18 protein-coding genes are annotated in these 17927 nt (G+C 63.9%); 11 read left to right on the top strand and 7 right to left on the bottom strand.

Features of this window, described 5'->3' with window-relative positions:
* Positions 1-13 precede the first annotated feature (13 nt).
* Together MWU77_RS05320 and MWU77_RS05325 are read left to right on the top strand one after the other, a co-directional pair.
* Positions 14-1423, top strand: coding sequence for a trehalose-6-phosphate synthase (locus MWU77_RS05320; protein ID WP_247273120.1), 1410 nt, complete (start codon positions 14-16; stop codon positions 1421-1423).
* Between the two features lie 76 nt (positions 1424-1499).
* Positions 1500-2177 carry a PAS and ANTAR domain-containing protein gene (locus MWU77_RS05325; protein WP_247273121.1) on the top strand — a complete coding sequence of 226 codons (678 nt, stop codon included), beginning with the start codon at positions 1500-1502 and terminating at the stop codon, positions 2175-2177.
* Positions 2178-2215: 38 nt separating this feature from the next.
* Here the strand turns inward: MWU77_RS05325 and MWU77_RS05330 are convergent, their stop codons facing one another.
* Together MWU77_RS05330 and MWU77_RS05335 are read right to left on the bottom strand one after the other, a co-directional pair.
* Entirely contained in the window at positions 2216-2452 is a 237-nt protein-coding gene (locus MWU77_RS05330) for a CsbD family protein (protein ID WP_169686893.1), read from the bottom strand.
* Between the two features lie 96 nt (positions 2453-2548).
* Entirely contained in the window at positions 2549-2794 is a 246-nt protein-coding gene (locus tag MWU77_RS05335) for a DUF6480 family protein (RefSeq protein WP_169686894.1), read from the bottom strand.
* 243 nt (positions 2795-3037) lie between these two features.
* On the opposite strand from MWU77_RS05335, the gene MWU77_RS05340 reads away from it, so the two are divergent.
* Genes MWU77_RS05340 through MWU77_RS05350 form a run of 3 tightly spaced genes read left to right on the top strand, consistent with a single transcriptional unit; the run spans position 3038 to position 4942 of the window.
* Positions 3038-3277 (top strand): hypothetical protein, encoded by a 240-nt coding sequence (locus MWU77_RS05340; protein ID WP_169686895.1) that lies wholly within the window; start codon positions 3038-3040, stop codon positions 3275-3277.
* Positions 3278-3285: 8 nt separating this feature from the next.
* On the top strand, positions 3286-3642 hold the full coding sequence (locus MWU77_RS05345; RefSeq protein WP_169686896.1) for a hypothetical protein: 357 nt from the start codon (positions 3286-3288) through the stop codon (positions 3640-3642).
* Between the two features lie 46 nt (positions 3643-3688).
* The gene (locus MWU77_RS05350; protein ID WP_247273122.1) at positions 3689-4942 is read left to right on the top strand and encodes a glycosyltransferase; all 1254 of its coding nucleotides are present in this window, start codon (positions 3689-3691) and stop codon (positions 4940-4942) included.
* A gap of 128 nt (positions 4943-5070) precedes the next feature.
* Here the strand turns inward: MWU77_RS05350 and MWU77_RS05355 are convergent, their stop codons facing one another.
* Complete coding sequence (locus MWU77_RS05355; RefSeq protein ID WP_169686898.1) at positions 5071-5496, bottom strand: STAS domain-containing protein; 426 nt, start codon at positions 5494-5496, stop codon at positions 5071-5073.
* A gap of 297 nt (positions 5497-5793) precedes the next feature.
* On the opposite strand from MWU77_RS05355, the gene MWU77_RS05360 reads away from it, so the two are divergent.
* Together MWU77_RS05360 and MWU77_RS05365 are read left to right on the top strand one after the other, a co-directional pair.
* Positions 5794-6228, top strand: coding sequence for an ATP-binding protein (locus MWU77_RS05360; RefSeq protein ID WP_169686899.1), 435 nt, complete (start codon positions 5794-5796; stop codon positions 6226-6228).
* Positions 6225-7007: a SigB/SigF/SigG family RNA polymerase sigma factor gene (locus tag MWU77_RS05365; protein WP_169686900.1), complete on the top strand. Its 783-nt coding sequence runs from the start codon at positions 6225-6227 to the stop codon at positions 7005-7007. The genes MWU77_RS05360 and MWU77_RS05365 overlap by 4 nt, the downstream gene beginning before the upstream one ends.
* Before the next feature lie 25 nt (positions 7008-7032).
* Here MWU77_RS05365 and MWU77_RS05370 read toward each other — a convergent pair whose 3' ends face one another.
* The 4 genes from MWU77_RS05370 to aceA all read right to left on the bottom strand — a co-directional run bounded on the left by MWU77_RS05370 (position 7033) and on the right by aceA (position 12849).
* The gene (locus tag MWU77_RS05370) at positions 7033-8100 is read right to left on the bottom strand and encodes an NAD(P)-dependent alcohol dehydrogenase (protein WP_247273123.1); all 1068 of its coding nucleotides are present in this window, start codon (positions 8098-8100) and stop codon (positions 7033-7035) included.
* Positions 8101-8152: 52 nt separating this feature from the next.
* Positions 8153-10447, bottom strand: coding sequence for a 5-methyltetrahydropteroyltriglutamate--homocysteine S-methyltransferase (gene metE / locus MWU77_RS05375; protein ID WP_247273124.1), 2295 nt, complete (start codon positions 10445-10447; stop codon positions 8153-8155).
* Between the two features lie 49 nt (positions 10448-10496).
* Positions 10497-11393, bottom strand: coding sequence for a 3-hydroxybutyryl-CoA dehydrogenase (locus MWU77_RS05380; RefSeq protein WP_169686903.1), 897 nt, complete (start codon positions 11391-11393; stop codon positions 10497-10499).
* Positions 11394-11559: 166 nt separating this feature from the next.
* A complete protein-coding gene (gene aceA, locus MWU77_RS05385; protein ID WP_169686904.1) occupies positions 11560-12849 on the bottom strand; it encodes an isocitrate lyase in 1290 nt (429 codons plus the stop codon).
* Positions 12850-13378: 529 nt separating this feature from the next.
* On the opposite strand from aceA, the gene MWU77_RS05390 reads away from it, so the two are divergent.
* The 4 genes from MWU77_RS05390 (at position 13379) to urtA (ending at position 17919) form a co-directional block, all read left to right on the top strand.
* Complete coding sequence (locus MWU77_RS05390; protein WP_247273125.1) at positions 13379-14542, top strand: globin domain-containing protein; 1164 nt, start codon at positions 13379-13381, stop codon at positions 14540-14542.
* A gap of 54 nt (positions 14543-14596) precedes the next feature.
* Positions 14597-16009, top strand: a complete 1413-nt coding sequence (gene ramB, locus MWU77_RS05395; RefSeq protein WP_247273126.1) for an acetate metabolism transcriptional regulator RamB — start codon at positions 14597-14599, stop codon at positions 16007-16009.
* 15 nt (positions 16010-16024) lie between these two features.
* On the top strand, positions 16025-16426 hold the full coding sequence (locus MWU77_RS05400) for a pyridoxamine 5'-phosphate oxidase family protein (protein ID WP_247273127.1): 402 nt from the start codon (positions 16025-16027) through the stop codon (positions 16424-16426).
* 224 nt (positions 16427-16650) lie between these two features.
* A complete protein-coding gene (urtA, locus tag MWU77_RS05405; RefSeq protein ID WP_169686907.1) occupies positions 16651-17919 on the top strand; it encodes an urea ABC transporter substrate-binding protein in 1269 nt (422 codons plus the stop codon).
* Positions 17920-17927: the final 8 nt, after the last annotated feature.

A 17927-nucleotide genomic window follows, 5' to 3' on the forward strand; every position in this document is an offset into this window, starting at 1 on the left:
CGGAGCAACAAGCATGAGAGGAGCAAGGCCGAGCGATTTCGTCGTGGTGGCGAACCGCCTTCCCGTCGATCTCGTCGAGCAGTCCGACGACGGTCCCGCGCGATGGCAGCGCAGTCCCGGTGGACTCGTCACGGCTCTCGAGCCGGTCCTCCGCTCCGTCGAAGGCTCGTGGGTGGGATGGACGGGCACCGCCGGTGTAGCACTCGATCCGTTCATCGAAGACGGACTGGCCCTCCATCCGGTGCCCCTGGATGAACACGAGGTCGCCGAATACTACGAGGGGTTTGCCAACTCGACGCTCTGGCCGCTCTATCACGATGCCCTGGTTGCCCCGACCTTCCGCCGGGAATGGTGGCATACCTACCAGGAAGTCAACCGCCGCTTTGCCCGAGCCGCCTCGCTGGCCGCCGCACAGGGTGCCACCGTGTGGGTCCACGACTATCAGCTCCAACTCGTTCCCCATATGCTCCGCGAGTTGCGGCCGGATGTCAGGATCGGTTTCTTCTTGCACATTCCGTTCCCACCGCCAGAACTGTTCCTGCAACTGCCGTGGCGAAAGGCGATCGTGGAGGGCCTGCTCGGCGCCGACCTCGTCGGATTCCACCTTCCGGGAGGCGCCGAGAATTTCCGGTACCTCGCACGACGACTTTCCGCGCCGTCCAGCACCCATCTGTCCGCGGGCGGCCGCATCGACCTCGGTACACGGAGTGTGCGCGTAGGCGCCTATCCGATCTCCATCGACTCGGCGCGGCTGCGCGACTCCTCCACCGAGCCGAACACCGTGCTGCGCGCCGAACAGATCCGGGCGGAACTCGGTGATCCCGAGATCTTTCTGCTGGGCGTGGATCGGCTCGACTACACCAAGGGCATCGAGCTGCGTGTCGAGGCCTTGCGGGAGTTGTTCGTGGAGGGAGAACTCGATCCCGAAAAGACTGTGATGGTGCAACTCGCCACCCCCAGCCGCGAGCGTCTCGAAGCCTATGCCTCGTTGCGCGACGACGTCGAGCGGGAAGTGGGCCGGATCAACGGCGAGTTCGGTCGTCTGCGCGGCCCTGTCGTGCACTACATCCATCGTCCGGTCGCACGGGACGAGCTCGTTGCGATGTACACCGGCGCCGACGTAATGCTCGTGACACCGCTGCGCGACGGCATGAACCTCGTCGCGAAAGAGTACGTGGCCTGCCACGGAGATGGTAAAGGTGCACTTGTTCTCAGCGAATTCGCCGGGGCCGCGGCAGAATTGCGCCGCGCTTTGCTGGTGAATCCCCACGATCTCGAGGACGTGAAGAACGCGATACTCACCGCCGTCCGATTCGACGATCCCGGGTTGACTCGGCGTATGCGCGCGATGCACGACCAGGTCATGAAGCACGATGTCGCCCGGTGGGCGCGCACCTTCCTCGACGATCTGCAGACGGCATAGCCCACCACGGCGCGTCGCGCCCCGTATGCACCTTCCGGTGAACCATCCCGGTATGGGGTGACGCATAATCTGACCTATGAAGGAAAGTGTCTCTACTTCCGACACGGCTGCCGTAGCGCGCCGCTTCGAGGGCACCCAGTCCCCGCATGTCGGAAGCTTCCGTTACCTGCTCGCCGACGACACGTGGGAGTGGTCCGACGCGGTGGCGGCGATGCACGGCTACGTACCGGGCACAGTTCATCCCACCACCGCATTGCTGCTGCATCACAAGCATCCCGACGACAAGAAGAAACTCGCAGAGCTGCTCCAGGCGGTCCGGACCACGGGCGAACCGTTCAGCAGTAAACATCGCATCATCGATACCGCTGGCAACGTCAAGAGCGTGGCGGTGATCGGCGACCGGCTGTTGGACAGAGATGGCACCATACTCGGCACCAGCGGGTTCTATCTCGATCTTTCCGAAGCCATCGAGGAAGATATCCGGGAAGGCGTGGATGTGGCTGTGTCGGCCCTCGCCGGCGCCCGCGCCGTGATCGAACAGGCCAAGGGGATCTTGATGGTGGTGTACGCCGTGTCCGCCGAACGCGCCTTCGAGGTACTCGCCTGGCGTTCCCAGGAGACCAATGTCAAGGTGCGAGCGCTTGCGGAACAACTGGTCGCCGAGGCAGCAGGCGGTTCCGGCGCACAGCCGATCGCGCGCACCGAATTCGACCATCTCCTGATGACACTGCACGACCGAGTGCCCGAGGCCTGATCCAGACCTCGGGCACCCCCCGACAATTACGGTGCGAGCTACTGCTGTGACCGCTGCCGCGCTTCGTCCGCCTCGGCTTCGGCGCGGGCCTTCTCTGCCTCGGCTTCCTTCTTGGCTACTTCCCGCTGGCTTTCTGCTTTGTCCTGCTGGGCGCGCCCCTCGCGAGCGAGGTCGTCGTTTCCGACCAGAGCCCCGGCGGCTTCCTTGGCCTTACCCTTCACTCCTTCGACTGCACCTTTGATGCCCTCGCTGGGGCCGCTCTTGTCATCAGTCATTGCGATTGATCCCTTCTCGTGTGGATTCAACTGCTGTTGATTCACCTGTTCGGGCCGTGTCTTCCGTTCCACCGGCCATGCAGTGCCACCACTCCTTCAGAGCAGCAGTCCGATGATCAGAGCCACGAAGATCAGAACGATCACCACGACCGCAGCCATCGTGAGCCACCCGGTGGGTGGAAACCTGAAGCTCGTACGTGGTTCCGGCGCAGACAGACCCGAGGTGCCCGACGACTCGGGCGGTGTCGACCCAGGGCGCACGCCACCGCCTCCATCCAGATCGGGCGTGCTGTCGGGGCTCGGATCGGTATTGCCGTGCGGTTCAGGATCGGAGACGCTCATGTGCCCTCCTCTGGTCGTTTCCGCATCGTGTCGGACGAGTACCCGAACTGGCTGCCGCAACCCTCGGATCGCGGATTCTGTCGGCCGGACCTATACCGGATGCCCGATGTCGGCTGTTCCAAACCATCGCTCGGGGGGCGACCCGGGTTCCTCTGTGTGAAACCCGGGATTCCCCCGGGTTTGCTCAGCGACGAAGCGGGGCATCCGGTGGGGGACGGAAGTTCACACGAAAGGAGCTTCGGCATGCCTACGTGCGACACATGCGGCAACGACTACGACAAAACCTTCACGGTCACTCGAGAGAACGTGACCGGCACATATGACAGTTTCGAGTGCGCAGCGGTCGCGATGGCGCCCGAGTGCGCCCACTGTCATTGCAGAATCCTAGGACACGGAGTAGAGGCGAACGGCGTGATGTTCTGCTGCGCCCATTGTGCCCGTCAGGTCGGTCAGGACCAGCTCACCGACCGCGTCGGAAGTTGACCTGCGGTATGAGCCAGGATGTGGAGAAACGCTGGCGCGACCCGAAGGCCTTCCGAAGCGCCGTTCGGTATGCGGCTGCTGTGATCGTGATCGCCCTACTGATCATGTTCGGAGTGATCGTATGGTCCGCTGTGTCAGGTGACAGCTGCGCGGACGCAGAGTTTGCCGTGTGCACCGATCCCGCCCGCCAGATCCTCATGTTCGGCCCTGTTGTCGTGCTCCTTCTGGGGGGGCTCGGTGCCTTCGTACGCACCTATCAGGTGTGGAAGGCCGGCGGCAGGTGGCCTATCTGGCACGGAACCGGTTGGGCGCTCTTCGTTCTGATGGTGATGTACGCCGGCATCTCGGCGACGGCAGCGACGTAGTCCGACTTTCGAACAAGCTGCGCCTCGTCGCCCAGGAAGGAAGCCGATGCACATCTCCATGGTGTCGGAAGATGCGAGTCCGCTCACTGCACTCGACGATGCCGATGTCGATGGACGACACGTCCACATCGCCGAACTGTCTTCTGCGTTGGCTCGCGCAGGGCACCGAGTGGTGGTCTACACCCGCCGCGACAGCACCGACCTTCCCGAGCGAGTGCGCACCGAAGCGAACTACGAGGTAGTGCATGTTCCGGCGGGTCCGCCCGAGCCACTCGGGAAGGACGAACTACTTCCCTTCACGGGTGAGTTCGGTTCGTTCCTCCGGAAGGAATGGTCACGTGAACTTCCCGACATCGCACATGCCCATTTCTGGATCTCGGGAATCGCGGCACAGTTGGCAGCGAGAGAACTGGGAGTTCCCACCGTACAGACCTTCCACGCACTGGGAATAGTCGAACGCAGACATCAGAACGGCCGGCATCGGAGCACCGGGGATGCCGGCCGGGCGGATCGGATCCGGCTGGAGAAACTCGCCGCCCATGGGGCCACCAGAGTATTGGCAGCCTGCTCCGACGAAGTAACCGAACTCGCTCGCATGGGGCTTCCTCGCACTCGTACGTCCGTCATTCCTTGCGGCGTCGATGTGAGACGATTCGAACCCGACGGGCCCACGCTCCTCCCCCGCCGAACGAAGTACCGCATCGTCACGGTCGGAAAGCTCTTGCCTCGAATGGGTTTCGACATCACGATCGAAGCATTGCGGGCACTTCCCGAGACCGAACTCGTGGTGGCCGGGGGCTCTGCGGGCGGCGACCTGTCCGACGACCCGGAAGCAGCACGGCTTGCCGACGTCGCACGGCGGTGCGGCATAGCTGACCGCGTGCGAATACCCGGCCGGATCGCGCCCTCCCAGGTACCCGCCCTGTTGCGTTCGGCGGACATCGTCGTGAGCAACCCCTGGTACGAGGCGTTGGGCGTTGTGCCTCTCGAAGCGATGGCGTGTGGACGACCCGTGATCGCGGCGGCAGCAGGCAGCGTGCTCGATATCGTGGTCGACGGTATTACGGGCATTCTCGTACCACCCCGACTTCCCGAGGCACTCGCGAAGGCCGCACGGCGGCTACTCGGCGATCCGACGACGCGCGACACCTACGGGATTGCGGGCCGCGACCGCGCCGTCGCACGGTACTCGTGGGATCGCGTCGCAGCCGACACGGCGCGGGTGTACGAGCGGATTCTGCCTGTGCCGTGCGAAGAATCCCCGCGCGAAGAATCCCTCAGCGGCATGAAAAAGAAATAGCGTGCCGGACGCTTATCATCGCAACAGTATCGGCGTAGAAAAACCGTTGCCGTGCAAGCCTCCACCCTGCACGGCAACGGTGTCGCGACACACTGACCACTACAGTCTGCCGCGCTCTTCAGGTGGCATCAGGCGGCGAAACTCAGCGATCTCATGGCACTTTCGAGAGAGAGATGCTGAGAGATCCGCTTGTCGGGGTCGGCGATACGCAGCAGTCGCTGAACCGGTCTCCCGCCAACGAGCGCCCAACGTGCACCGCTCTGGCGGCTTACCTCATCGAGTTCACGGAACACCGTCAAGCCCGCCGTTCCGTAGAACCCCACTTCGGACAGATCCAGGATCATCCGCTGCGAGGAGCGAAGCTGTCTACAGGCGTAGTCACTCAGTGCAGAAGCGTTACGGAGGTCGATCTCTCCGGTGACGCCCAAACGAACCAAGGCCGAACTGATCTGTTGCGCGCGAAATTGTGCACCGACGGCCCAGCTGATCGCGGCAAGGCTCGGAACGGCGCGAATGGTGTGGCTCGGCTCGATATGGCTTTCTGTAGCAGTCATTGCACTTCCCAACGTCTGAGAAATTTCAAAGGCGCTACAGGCGCGGCAGCAGCAACAGTTCGCCCGCCGGAATACCACCCATAAGCGGCACCTTCGACTTCAGGCTGTGTGCTCAACCGGACTCAACACTAGTGCAGATGCGCCCGGCACTCAACTGGATCACTCATCTCCAACCCGCAGCGGAGCAGCGTCGGAGGGCGGTGTTTCGAGAACTCACAGGCTGGGTAGTCTTCCCTTCGAAGAAACTGGAAGAGGACACCCAGCACCGCTACATGCAGTCACGGAGAACAGGCACTCATGGCGAAATCCGCGTCGGTAGATTCGGCACACAAAGATGCTTCACCCACAGTCGAGCTGCGGGTGAAGGCCGATGCCGACCAGCTTTCGGTGCTGCGCGCTGTCGCAGCAGCGATCGCCTTGCAACACGACCTCGATCTCGACACCGTCGAGGACGTCAAACTCGCGGTCGACGAGGCAGCAACACGGTTGATCGTGAATTCTGTTGAGCTGTCGACCCTTCTGTGCAGCTTCCAGGTTTCGCCGACCGGAGTGAAGATCAGCTTGTCGGCCCCCACCCGCCCGGACGCTCCTACCCGGCAGCCCCGCTCGTTCGGATGGCATGTTCTCAACTCGCTCACCGATTCAGTGTCCGTATCGTCGGGCGTCGACGAGCGCGGCGACACAGTGAGCACTATCGAGATGGCCATCTCCGACCGTAGCGCGGCTCGGTGAAAGAGAAGAACCGACGGTCGAATGACGATTACGCCGATGTCTTCGACGATCTGAAAGGGCTCTCTGTTCTCGGCGAGAAGGACGCGGCACGATCCGTGATCCGCGAACGCGTCGTCGAACGCTGCCTCCCACTCGCAGAACACATCGCGCGGCGTTTCGACGGGCGCGGTGAGTCGTTCGAAGACCTGCTGCAGGTCGCGCGTCTCGGGCTGGTCAACGCGGTCGACAGGTTCGATCCAGAGCGCGGCGCCGACTTCGTGTCGTTCGCGGTGCCCACGATCATGGGTGAGGTCCGGCGGCACTTCCGCGACACCGCGTGGGCGGTGCGGGTTCCCCGCCGCATGAAGGAACTGCACCTGTCACTGAGTCACGCCACCGCAGATCTGTCGCAGCGTCTCGGACGCGCGCCCTCAGCGAGCGAGCTCGCGCAGGAGTTGGGCATCGACCAGGAGGAAGTGCTCCAGGGGCTCGTCGCCGGCAATGCCTATACGACGATCTCTGTGGATCGCTCGTCGTCTCAGACCGACGACGGTCTCACTCTGGCCGAAACACTCGGCGAGTACGACACGGCCCTCGACGAGGTCGAGAACAACGAAGCTCTGCGCCCGTTGCTCGACGCGCTACCGGAACGCGAACGCTCCATCGTCATGCTGCGATTCTTCGGAAACATGACGCAGACGCAGATCGCCGAGCGAGTCGGAGTGTCCCAGATGCACGTCTCCCGTCTACTGGCGAAAACTCTCGCGCAGCTGCGGGATCAGCTCGGCGACAACTTCTGAGCCGAGCCGATCCCTCCGCCCCGGCTCAGAAGGTCGCGGCATCGATGACGAATCGGTACCGCACGTCGCTCGCCACGACCCGGTCGTAGGCCTCGGCGATGCGGTCGGCAGAGATCAGCTCGATCTCTGCGGCAATGCCGTGCGCTGCACAGAACTCGAGCATCTCCTGGGTGGACGCAATCCCTCCGACGTTCGATCCTGCGATCGCCCGGTCGTTGTTGCCGAGTGAGAATGCCCGCAGCGACAGTGGATTCTCGGGTAGCCCCAGTTCGACGAGAACACCATGCAGCGACAGCAGCGACAGGTACCGGTCCAGGTCGAGGTTCACCGACACGGTGTTGAGGATCAGGTCGAACTTGCCGCGAAGTTCCTTGAAGATCTCCGGGTCGGTGGTTGCGCGATAGTCGACGGCGCCGAAGCGCAGGCCATCCTCTTTCTTCGCCGAGGAATGGCTGAGCACGGTCACCTCCGCCCCCATCGCAGCGGCGATCTTGACACCGACGTGCCCCAGCCCGCCCATCCCGATGATCGCGACCTTGGTGCCGGGACCTGCGTTCCAGCGCTTCAACGGTGAGTACAACGTGATACCTGCACACAGCAACGGTGTCGCTGCAGCAGGATCGAGCCCGTCCGGCACCTTCAGTACGAAGTGCTCCGTGACGACGATGTGTGTCGAGTAGCCGCCCTGGGTGACCTGGCCGTCGCGGCCGACGGAGTTGTACGTCGCGGTGACTCGCTCGAGGCAATGCTGTTCGAATCCGGTCGCGCACGGATCGCACTCACCGCACGAATCGACGAAGCATCCCACGCCGACCCGGTCGCCGACGACGTGCTTCATGACGTCGTCGCCGGTCGCCGCGACGCGCCCGACGATCTCGTGTCCGGGCACAACCGGATACTTGGTACCGCCCCATTCGTTGCGGGCCACATGGATGTCCGAGTGGCAGATACCGGCGAATTCGATCTCGATCAGAACGTCACGCGGACCCAGCGGACGGCGCTCGATCGTGGTCTTCGTCAAGGGAGCATCTGCAGCGGTGGCAGCGAACGCCGTCGCGGTGATGGTCGGAACAGGAACAGCGGAGTCACTCATGTTCCTATACCTACTCCCCCACGAGTGGCCGCTCTCCCGCGGGTGCACGGCGTCAGAGTCGTTCCGAGGATTCCGCCGCGGCCACAGCCCGGCGACGCAACCGACGTGCCGCTGCGACGAGGTTGCGCAGCGACGGCTCAACCTGCCAGTTCCGCCGGGATTTGAGTCCACCGTCCGGGTTCGCCCACAGCCGGTCGAGGTCGACGGATTCGGCCGCTTCGGTCAGCAATTCGTCGAGTTCGTCGATGTCGGGAATACGCGCCGAACGCGACTCGTAGACGCCCGGTCCGACACCGTGCGTCAGGACCCGATCCTCGAGCGCCCCGAGCACCCAGCTGATCGACCTGGTCGCGACGATCGCGGTGACATCGGCATCGAGCCGTTCGATGGCGTCGACCACCGATTTCTGACCCGAATAAGTCAGGTGTGTGTGGATCTGGGTCTCGGGCCCGGCCCCACCGGTCGCGAGGCGGAACGCATCGACGGCCCAGTCGAGGTACTCGGCTCGCCCGTCCTGCCGCAACGGCAGCAATTCACGGATCGCCGGTTCGTCGACCTGGATGATCGCGATCCCCGCCTTCTCCAGATCGGAGATTTCGTCCCGGATCGCGAGTGCCAGCTGGTCGGCCGTCTCATGACGCGGCTGGTCTACCCGGACATAGGACCGCGCCAGCATCGTGACGGGTCCGGTGATGATGCCCTTGACCGGTTTTTCGGTGAGGGACTGCGCGAATGCGGTCCACTCCACCGTCATCGGTCTCGGCCGCACGATGTCGCCGTACAGAATCGGCGGGCGTGTGCAGCGCGACCCGTAGGACTGCACCCATCCGAAATGGGTGGTCGCGAAGCCTTCCAGCCGTTCGGCGAAGTACTGCACCATGTCATTGCGCTCGTGTTCGCCGTGCACGAGAACGTCGAGGCCGATGTCCTCCTGCAACCGGATCGTCGACTCGATCTCGGCCTCGATGAGCGCGGCGTATTCCGCGTAGGACAGGCGTCCCTGGCCGAGCTCGTACCGCGCCGTGCGTGCCTCCGCGCTCTGGGGGAACGACCCGAGGGTGGTTGTGGGGACGGGTGGAAGTGTCAAACGCTTCTGCTGGGCGACACGACGTTCCTCGTAGGGCGCGCGGACGCGATGCTCGGCGGTGAGCGCGTTGAGTCGGGCCCGCACGGCGTGCCGCTGCTTGAAATGCACCGAAACGGGCGGCCGGCGCCACTTCTCCTCGGCTCCGCTGGTGAGAGCCTTCGCAAGCGAGACGACCTCACCGACCTTCTGTTTCGCGAACGCCAGCCGATCGGCGACGTCGCCGGGAATGTCGTACTCGACCAGGAGGTCGTACGGCACGTGCAGCAACGAGGAGGATGTGGAGACGACGAGATCCGGGGCGACCGCGGCGAGCGACTGCAGATAGTCGAGGGTATGGCGCCGATCGACCTTCCACACATTGCGTCCGTCGACGACGCCTGCGTAGATCCGCTTGCGTTTCAGGCCCGGCACGGCGGCGAGCTCGTCGGGAGTCATCCGGCCGTTGACGAGGTCCAGGCCGAGTGCCTCGACCTTCGACGCCGCGAGGATCGGCAGTGCCGCACCGAAATGGCCGTACGGCCCGGTCACGAGGATGCGAGGGCGCAGCGGTGCGTGCGAGAGCACGTCGTAGGCCCGTTTCAGGGCAGCGAGTTCGCCGGCAGTGCGGTCCTCGGTGAACGACGGCTCGTCGAGTTGCACACAGGTGGCACCGCGCTTCGCAAGTTGCTCGAAGAGTCGCTTGTACTGTTCGAGTAGCGGATCGAGGAGCGCGAGTGTCGAGAACCCGCCCTGTTCGGACGTCGGCGCAACCTTCGACAGCAGCAGCAGCGACACGGGACCGAGTACGACGGGCCGCAGTTCGACGCCCTCGGACATCGCCCGATCGAACTCGTCGAGCAATGCGTCCGAGTTCAATCGAAATGTGGTGTGTTCGTCGAGTTCGGGCTGACGATAGTGGTAGTTGCTCCCGAACCAGCGGACGAGTTCGAGGGGCGGGAAGTCTGCGCGGCCCCGGCACATCATGAAGTAGAAGTCGAGCGGGTCGAGTTCGTCGACGAGCGGGCGGAACCGTTCCGGAACCGCACCGAACAGCAGTGCATTGTCGAGCACGTGGTCGTAGAAGGAGAACGTGTTGCCGGGGACCTGCGTCAACCCGGTAGCGGACAGTTCACGCCACAGGTTCTCCTGTAGCTCACGGCCGATCTCGAGGATCTCCTTGCGGGTGCCCTCGCCGTGCCAGTAGGAGTCGAGAGCACGCTTGAGTTCGCGACGGGGTCCGATACGCGGGTACCCGAGAATACTCGAGCCGTGGCCTGCCATGCCGGAATCGACCTCTCCCTCAATACCTATCGCGGTAGGTGTTGCCTGCCTAACCGGCTTTCTTGGTCGCGCGGCCGTTCTCGGCGTACTCGTAGAATCCGGCGCCCGACTTCTTGCCGACGAGCCCCGCCTCGACCATACGGAGAAGCAGCGGAGGTGCCGAGTAGAGGGGCTCCTTGAATTCGTCGTACATGGAGTCCGCGATCGATTTGACGGTGTCGAGCCCGACGAGGTCGGTCAGTTCGAGAGGTCCCATCGGGTGGGCACAACCGAGCACCATCGCTTTGTCGACGTCCTCTTTGGTGGCGAAACCGGATTCGACCATCCGGACCGCCGAGAGAAGGTACGGCACGAGCAGGGCGTTCGCGATGAATCCTGCCCGATCGGACGACCGGACGACCTGCTTGCCGAGGATGTCGCCTGCGAAGGCCTCCGCGCGTCCGGATACCGCGCGGCTGGTTTTGAGGGTGGTCACGACTTCCACGAGGGGAAGTACCGGGACCGGGTTGAAGAAGTGCATCCCGATGACGCGTTCGGGTGCCGTTGTCGCAATTCCGAGCTTCATGATCGGGATCGACGACGTGTTGGAAGCGAGCACGGCGTGGGGGTCGGTGACGACTTTGTCGAGCTCGGCGAAGATCTCGGCCTTGACCTTCTCGTCCTCCACGACCGCTTCCACCACGAGCTGCCGATCTGCGAAGTCCTCGAGGTCCGAGGTGAAACGAAGCCGCCATGCGGACTGCTCCCGCTCGCGCTCAGTGATCTTCCCGGTACTCACACCGCGGTCGAGCGACCGGAGGATCCGCGCGCGTCCGGCCGCCGCGAGCTCGCGAGTCTGCTCGAACACCAGCACGTCCACATGAGCCCGCGCACACACCTCAGCGATACCCGAGCCCATGATGCCGGCGCCGATCACACCGACGCGCTGAATCTTTTCGCTGGTCACGTCGAATCTCCTCAACTACCTGTGCTCGGCGACTACGGATTGGGCGAGTACACGGGTAACTCACCGGGTACGGCCGAATGCCCCGGATTCGGGACAGGCGGCCCGCAATGCTGATTGCGGGCCGCCTGGCTGGTTCGCTGAAGCCCCGGAGAGGCTGTGCGAGCTCCTAGTGGAACTGACCTTCTTCGGTGGAGCCCTTCAGGGCAGCCGTGGAGGTGTTCGGATCGACCGTGGTGGCGATCGAGTCGAAGTAGCCTGCGCCGACCTCACGCTGGTGCTTGATGGCGGTGAAGCCTCGCTCCTCTGCAGCCTTGAACTCGCGCTCCTGCAGGTCGACGAAGGCGGTCATGCCTTCACGGGCGTAGCCGTGGGCCAGGTCGAACATGCCGTAGTTGAGCGAGTGGAAGCCGGCGAGGGTGATGAACTGGAACTTGAAGCCCATCGCGCCGAGCTCCTTCTGGAACTTCGCGATGGTCGCGTCGTCCAGGTGAGCCTTCCAGTTGAAGGACGGCGAGCAGTTGTACGCCAGCAGCTGGTCGGGGAACTCGCTGCGGACTGCCTCGGCGAACTTCTTGGCGACCTCGAGATCCGGCACACCGGTCTCCATCCAGATGAGATCGGAGTACGGTGCGTATGCCTTGGCGCGGGCGATGCACGGCTCGATGCCGTTCTTGACGCCGTAGAAGCCCTCGGCCGTGCGGGTGCCGTCGAGGAACTCGCGGTCGCGCTCGTCGACGTCGGAGGTGAGCAGCGTGGCAGCCTCGGCGTCGGTGCGGGCGATGACGACCGTCGGGACGTCTGCGACGTCGGCGGCAAGGCGCGCCGAGGTCAGGGTGCGGATGTGCTGCTGGGTCGGGATGAGCACCTTGCCACCGAGGTGACCGCACTTCTTCTCCGACGCGAGCTGATCTTCCCAGTGCGAACCGGCGACGCCGGCCGCGATCATGGCCTTCTGCAGCTCGTAGACGTTGAGCGCGCCACCGAAGCCTGCCTCACCGTCGGCGACGATCGGAGCGAGCCAGTTGTCGACCGAGGTGTCACCTTCGACCTTGGCGATCTCGTCGGCGCGCAGCAGCGCGTTGTTGATGCGGCGAACGACCTGCGGCACCGAGTTCGCCGGGTACAGCGACTGGTCCGGGTAGGTGTGGCCGGACAGGTTGGCGTCGCCCGCGACCTGCCAGCCGGACAGGTAGATGGCCTTCAAGCCTGCGCGAACCTGCTGAACGGCCTGGTTGCCGGTGAGTGCGCCCAGCGAGTTGATGTAATCCTCGTTGTTCACGAGGTCCCACAGGATCTCCGAACCACGACGGGCGAGGGTGGCTTCCTCGACGACGGTGCCCTGCAGCTTGACGACCTGCTCGGCCGTGTAGTTGCGGGTGATCCCCTTCCAGCGGGGGTTCGTGTCCCAGTCCTTCTGGATTTCTTCAGCGGTCCTCGGGGTGCCGGTGGTCGACATCAAAGCTCCACTCTCTAGATCTACTCCGCTCGGCGTTCAGGCAGTACATTCGTACTACTTCACATCCTTTGCGGCCCATTCGGATGTACATGAAGACAATGACACACCAGAAAACACCCCGCTACCTGTTGCTAATGCCAATCTCGGCAATTTTCGCCTGCCGCTTTGCAAAGATTGCTAATCAATGGTGAGACCAACAACTGCGTCGCAGGACATGAAAGTTACCCACCAGTAGCACTGACCTCGACTTTTACTCCCGCCTTGCCGCCGTCCGCCGCACATCTCCCCGCCACGCCCGCCACCTCACAGAGACCCGCCGGCGGTTCCCCGATGTGTCCTTCTTCACAGAATTTCCAGGCCCGCACACGCCCTGTAAATGACCTTGAAAGCACCCTGCTCGGTCGTACTATGTGGCGCACGACCGGATCGGGGCCGGTCGCGCAGAGTGCTGCGCGCCTCCTGCTTCGGTTGACATCCGCACAACCGAGGAGCAGTCATCCTTTCAGCCACGTCACGTCCGATCGTCGAGATGACCCTGCCCGTGGTCGGGGCAAGCATCGGCGTGATCTCCGAGGTCTTCTACGAGAAGCTGTTTGCCGCAGCCCCCTCGCTGCGCACCAACCTGTTCAACAGCGCGAATCAAGCCGATCGCTCGCAACAGCAGGCACTCGCAAGCTCCGTTGCCTCGTTCGCAACGCTGCTCGTGACGCAGGAGCCCGACGATATCGACGCGATCATGAGCCGAATCGCCGCCAAGCATGCGTCGCTGGGCGTGACATCCGATCTCTACGAGGTCGTGCGCACCCACCTGTTCGCTGCGATCGTGGAGGTCCTCGGCGACGCCGTCACTCCCCAGGTCGCAGCGGCCTGGAACGAGGTGTACTCCCTGATGGCCAATTCCCTGGCCGAACAGGAGTCACAGCTGTACCGGAATGCGGGTGTGGCCGCGGGCCAGGTGTGGAGGCAAGCACTGGTAGCCGCGCGCGAGTACGACGGCCAGCACTCCGCAACCCTGTTCCTGCGCCCCCTCGATGGCAAACCGTTCCGCATTCATCGCCCCGGCCAGTACACCTCTGTCCGCATCCGCTTCGCGGACGGGACAGAACAGATCCGCCAGTACACGGTGACGCATGGTCGCCAGATGGGTGAGTGGGCCCTGTCCGTCAAACGGGTGCCGGGCGGGCTGGTGTCACCGATCCTCGTGGACCAGGTGGAGGAAGGAGACCAGCTCACCGTTTCGCAGCCGTTCGGCGGAGTCGTCGTCGAGAGCGACGACGACCGTCCATTGCTCCTGGTGTCTGCCGGAATCGGCGTGACCAACACCCTCGCGACACTCCAGTATCTGGCCACGTACAACCCCGGCCGCAAGGTGACCATCATCCATGTGGAGCGGTCCGCATACGAGCACGTACGGCGAATCGAATTCAGCGCGGTGGTGAAGTCACTACCCAACGCACAACTGTTCCTGCGCTATACCGAGTTCGACGGCGAGCACGAGGACGGAAGAAACCCGCTCACCCGCGTCCCGTTGCCCCCTGACGCGCAGACGTACGTATGCGGACCGATCGAATTCATGAGGTCTATCCGTCGTGAACTGATCGGCGCAGGGCTGTCGCCGGCAGCGATCCATTTCGAAGCATTCGCGCCCGGCTCGTGGCTCGGCCTCGAGAGCGAGCATGCACCCGTTCCTTAGCCATGTTGCGAACCCTACATTGCAAAGCTGGTAGAACCGCCTTACGCTGGGCGAATGGCCAAGACCTACGTCGGCGCCCGCTTGCGCCAGCTACGGACCGAGCGTGGACTCAGCCAAGCCGCACTCGCCAAGACACTCGAAATCTCTGCGAGCTATCTCAACCAGATCGAACACGATGTCCGGCCCCTCACCGTGCCGGTGCTGCTGCGGATCAGCGAAGTGTTCGGCGTCGACACGACCTTCTTCTCGTCGCAGGACGATACCCGCTTGATCGCCGAGATGCGTGAGGTCGCGCTCGACCAGGAAATGGGGATCGACGCCGACGCGCAGGAGATCGCCGAGATGGTCACCGCCCATCCCGGTCTGGCCCGCGCGATGGTCAACATGCACCGCCGATTCCGCAACACCACCGCGCAGCTCGCCGCCGCGACAGAGGACCGCTACAGCGATGGCAGCGGAAGCGGTGCGATCACGATGCCGCACGAAGAAGTCCGCGACTACTTCTATCAGCGACAGAATTACCTCCACGAACTCGACACCGCCGCCGAGGAGCTCGCCAACCGGATCCGATTCCATCGAGGTGATGTCGGCGGCGAGATCGCCAAACGCATGGCTGCACTCCACGACGTACAGGTCGTCAAACGAATCGATCTCGGCGAGAACGTGCTGCACCGCTACGACCCCGAGACCCGGGTCCTCGAGATCGCACCGCAGCTGTCGGGAGGACAGCAGGTGTTCAAGCTCTCGACCGAACTCGCCTACCTCGAGTGCGGCGATCTCATCGACAAGCTCGTCGACGACGGAGGCTTCACCAGCGACTCGTCGCGCACCCTCGCACGGCTCGGACTCGCCAACTACTTCGCAGCAGCACTGATCCTCCCCTACTCCCAGTTCCACGAGATCGCCGAGGACTTCCGCTACGACATCGAACGCCTCTCGGCGTTCTATGGACAGAGTTACGAAACGGTCGCGCACCGCCTTTCGACCCTGCAACGCCCGAAGCTGCGCGGTGTGCCGTTCTCGTTCGTCCGCGTCGACAGGGCAGGCAACATGTCCAAGCGGCAATCCGCCACCGGGTTCCACTTCTCGACGAGCGGTGGTACCTGCCCGTTGTGGAACGTGTACGAAACCTTCGCGTACCCGGGCAAGATCATGACGCAGATCGCGCAGATGCCCGACGGTCGCCGCTACCTGTGGGTCGCACGCACCGTCGAACGCCGCGCCGCGCGCTTCGGGCAGCCGTCGAAAACCTTCGCGATCGGCCTCGGCTGCGAACTACGCCATGCGCACCGGCTCGTCTACGCGGAAGGCCTCGACCTCGACGAATCGAACCCCGGCACTCCGATCGGTTCAGGCTGCCGCGTGTGCGAGCGGATGAATTGCCCGCAGCGTGCGTTCCCGCCCCTCGGCAAGGACATCGACATCAACGAACACCGCAGCTCCGTCTCGCCGTACCTCGTGCGCTGAGTATTCTCTACCCACATGTCACGCACCCCCGACGCGCTGGGCGACAAAGCCCTCGATTTCCTGTCCGAATACCACCTCGCGACCCTCACGACGTTGCGCAAGGACGGGACGCCCCACGTCGTCGCCGTCGGATTCACATGGGATCCCGCGACCGGCCTCGCCCGGGTCATCACCTTCGAAGGATCGCAGAAGGCGCTCAACGTCGAACGAGGTGGATACGCGTCCGTCAGCCACGTCCACGGCGGGCGGTGGCTGACGATGGAAGGTCGGGCACGCGTCGCCCGCGACAGCGACTCCGTCGCCGAGGGCGAGCGGCTGTACGCAGCCCGCTACCGCGAGCCCCGCCCCAACCCCCGACGCATCGTCATCGAAATCGCGGTCGAGCGGGTCATGGGGTCCGTCCTCGACCCCGCGTAGCCCCCTCCCGCGCGCAGGTCGGCCTCCCACAGTAGGCACATTGCAATCTCGGGAAGCCGGTCAGCGCGCGGGGGCAATGTGAGCACGTCGTAACACCGGTGTCATCAACTTCACGGAACGGTCACTGGAAGACACTCCGGCGCAACAACACCCACCTAGGGTATGGACCCACGGATACAGCGCTGTATACGCCGCCCCGGTCCCCTTCCACGAAGGACACCCCCATGACAGTTGCCCGATCCAAGTCCGCCATGAGCGCCGCCGCCCTGGTCGCCGTCGGCCTCGTCCTCACCGCGTGCGGAAGCAAGGCGGCGGACACCTCCACAGCGGGTGCATCCGCCTCCGACGGGCCATCGTGCGTCGACACCTCCGGTGCCAGCATCAAGGTCGGTTCCTTGAACTCACTGTCCGGAACCATGGCGATCTCCGAGGTCACCGTGCGCGACTCGATTGCGCTGGCAGTAGAGCAGATCAACGCCGACGGCGGTGTGCTCGGCAAGCAGATCCAGATCGTTGCCGAAGACGGCGCGTCCGAGCCCACCGTGTTCGCCGAGAAAGCGGAGAAGCTCATCAGCTCCGACTGCGTCGCGGCAGTGTTCGGCGGCTGGACGTCGTCGAGCCGCAAAGCGATGCTGCCGGTGTTCGAAGACCGGAACTCGTTGCTGTACTACCCCGTCCAGTACGAGGGGCTCGAGTCGTCGTCGAACATCTTCTACACCGGGGCGACAACCAACCAGCAGATCGTCCCTGCACTCGACTACTTGAAGGAGCAGGGCGTGAAGTCCCTGTATCTGGTGGGTAGCGACTACGTCTTCCCGCAGACGGCCAACCGGATCATCCGCGCCTACGCCGATGCGAACGGCATCGAGATCAAGGGCGAGGACTACACCCCTCTCGGCTCGACCGACTTCTCCACCATCGTCAACAAGGTCCGCACCGCCGACGCCGACGCGGTGTTCAACACTCTCAACGGCGATTCCAACGTCGCGTTCTTCCGCGAGTACACGAACGCCGGCCTGAAGGCTGCCGACATGCCCGTCGTGTCGGTCTCGATCGCCGAGGAAGAGGTCGTGGGTATCGGGGCGCAGAACATCGAAGGCCAGCTCACCGCGTGGAACTACTACCAGACCGTCGACACGCCCGAGAACACCTCGTTCGTCGAGGCGTACAAGGCGAAATACGGTGAGGCGAAACCGACGTCCGACCCCATGGAAGCCGCCTACACCTCGGTGTTCCTGTGGAAGAACACCGTCGAGAAGGCCGGATCGTTCGATGTCGCAGCGATCCAGGAAGCGGCCGACGGGGTGAGCTACGAGGCACCCGAAGGCACCGTGACGATCGACGGCGACAACCACCACATCACCAAGACCGCCCGTATCGGTGAGATCCGCGGCGACGGCTTGATCTACACGATCTGGGAATCCGACGGACCGGTCGACCCCGACCCGTACCTCGAGACCTACGACTGGGCCGCATCCCTTTCCGGGAACTGACCGGCACC

It is taken from the genome of Rhodococcus sp. F64268 (assembly GCF_023015605.1).
GTDB lineage: Bacteria > Actinomycetota > Actinomycetes > Mycobacteriales > Mycobacteriaceae > Rhodococcus.

Bases quoted from the DNA above. Each gene is read 5' to 3' on its own strand.
- MWU77_RS05360 (WP_169686899.1), top strand. From the start codon at position 5,794: ATGGCGAAATCCGCGTCGGTAGATTCGGCACACAAAGATGCTTCACCC.
- aceA (WP_169686904.1), bottom strand. From the start codon at position 12,849: ATGTCGACCACCGGCACCCCGAGGACCGCTGAAGAAATCCAGAAGGAC.
- MWU77_RS05335 (WP_169686894.1), bottom strand. From the start codon at position 2,794: ATGAGCGTCTCCGATCCTGAACCGCACGGCAATACCGATCCGAGCCCC.
- MWU77_RS05325 (WP_247273121.1), top strand. From the start codon at position 1,500: ATGAAGGAAAGTGTCTCTACTTCCGACACGGCTGCCGTAGCGCGCCGC.
- MWU77_RS05340 (WP_169686895.1), top strand. From the start codon at position 3,038: ATGCCTACGTGCGACACATGCGGCAACGACTACGACAAAACCTTCACG.
- MWU77_RS05390 (WP_247273125.1), top strand. From the start codon at position 13,379: ATGACCCTGCCCGTGGTCGGGGCAAGCATCGGCGTGATCTCCGAGGTC.
- MWU77_RS05320 (WP_247273120.1), top strand. From the start codon at position 14: ATGAGAGGAGCAAGGCCGAGCGATTTCGTCGTGGTGGCGAACCGCCTT.
- MWU77_RS05350 (WP_247273122.1), top strand. From the start codon at position 3,689: ATGCACATCTCCATGGTGTCGGAAGATGCGAGTCCGCTCACTGCACTC.
- urtA (WP_169686907.1), top strand. From the start codon at position 16,651: ATGACAGTTGCCCGATCCAAGTCCGCCATGAGCGCCGCCGCCCTGGTC.
- MWU77_RS05345 (WP_169686896.1), top strand. From the start codon at position 3,286: ATGAGCCAGGATGTGGAGAAACGCTGGCGCGACCCGAAGGCCTTCCGA.
- metE (WP_247273124.1), bottom strand. From the start codon at position 10,447: ATGGCAGGCCACGGCTCGAGTATTCTCGGGTACCCGCGTATCGGACCC.
- MWU77_RS05400 (WP_247273127.1), top strand. From the start codon at position 16,025: ATGTCACGCACCCCCGACGCGCTGGGCGACAAAGCCCTCGATTTCCTG.
- MWU77_RS05330 (WP_169686893.1), bottom strand. From the start codon at position 2,452: ATGACTGATGACAAGAGCGGCCCCAGCGAGGGCATCAAAGGTGCAGTC.
- MWU77_RS05355 (WP_169686898.1), bottom strand. From the start codon at position 5,496: ATGACTGCTACAGAAAGCCATATCGAGCCGAGCCACACCATTCGCGCC.
- ramB (WP_247273126.1), top strand. From the start codon at position 14,597: ATGGCCAAGACCTACGTCGGCGCCCGCTTGCGCCAGCTACGGACCGAG.
- MWU77_RS05370 (WP_247273123.1), bottom strand. From the start codon at position 8,100: ATGAGTGACTCCGCTGTTCCTGTTCCGACCATCACCGCGACGGCGTTC.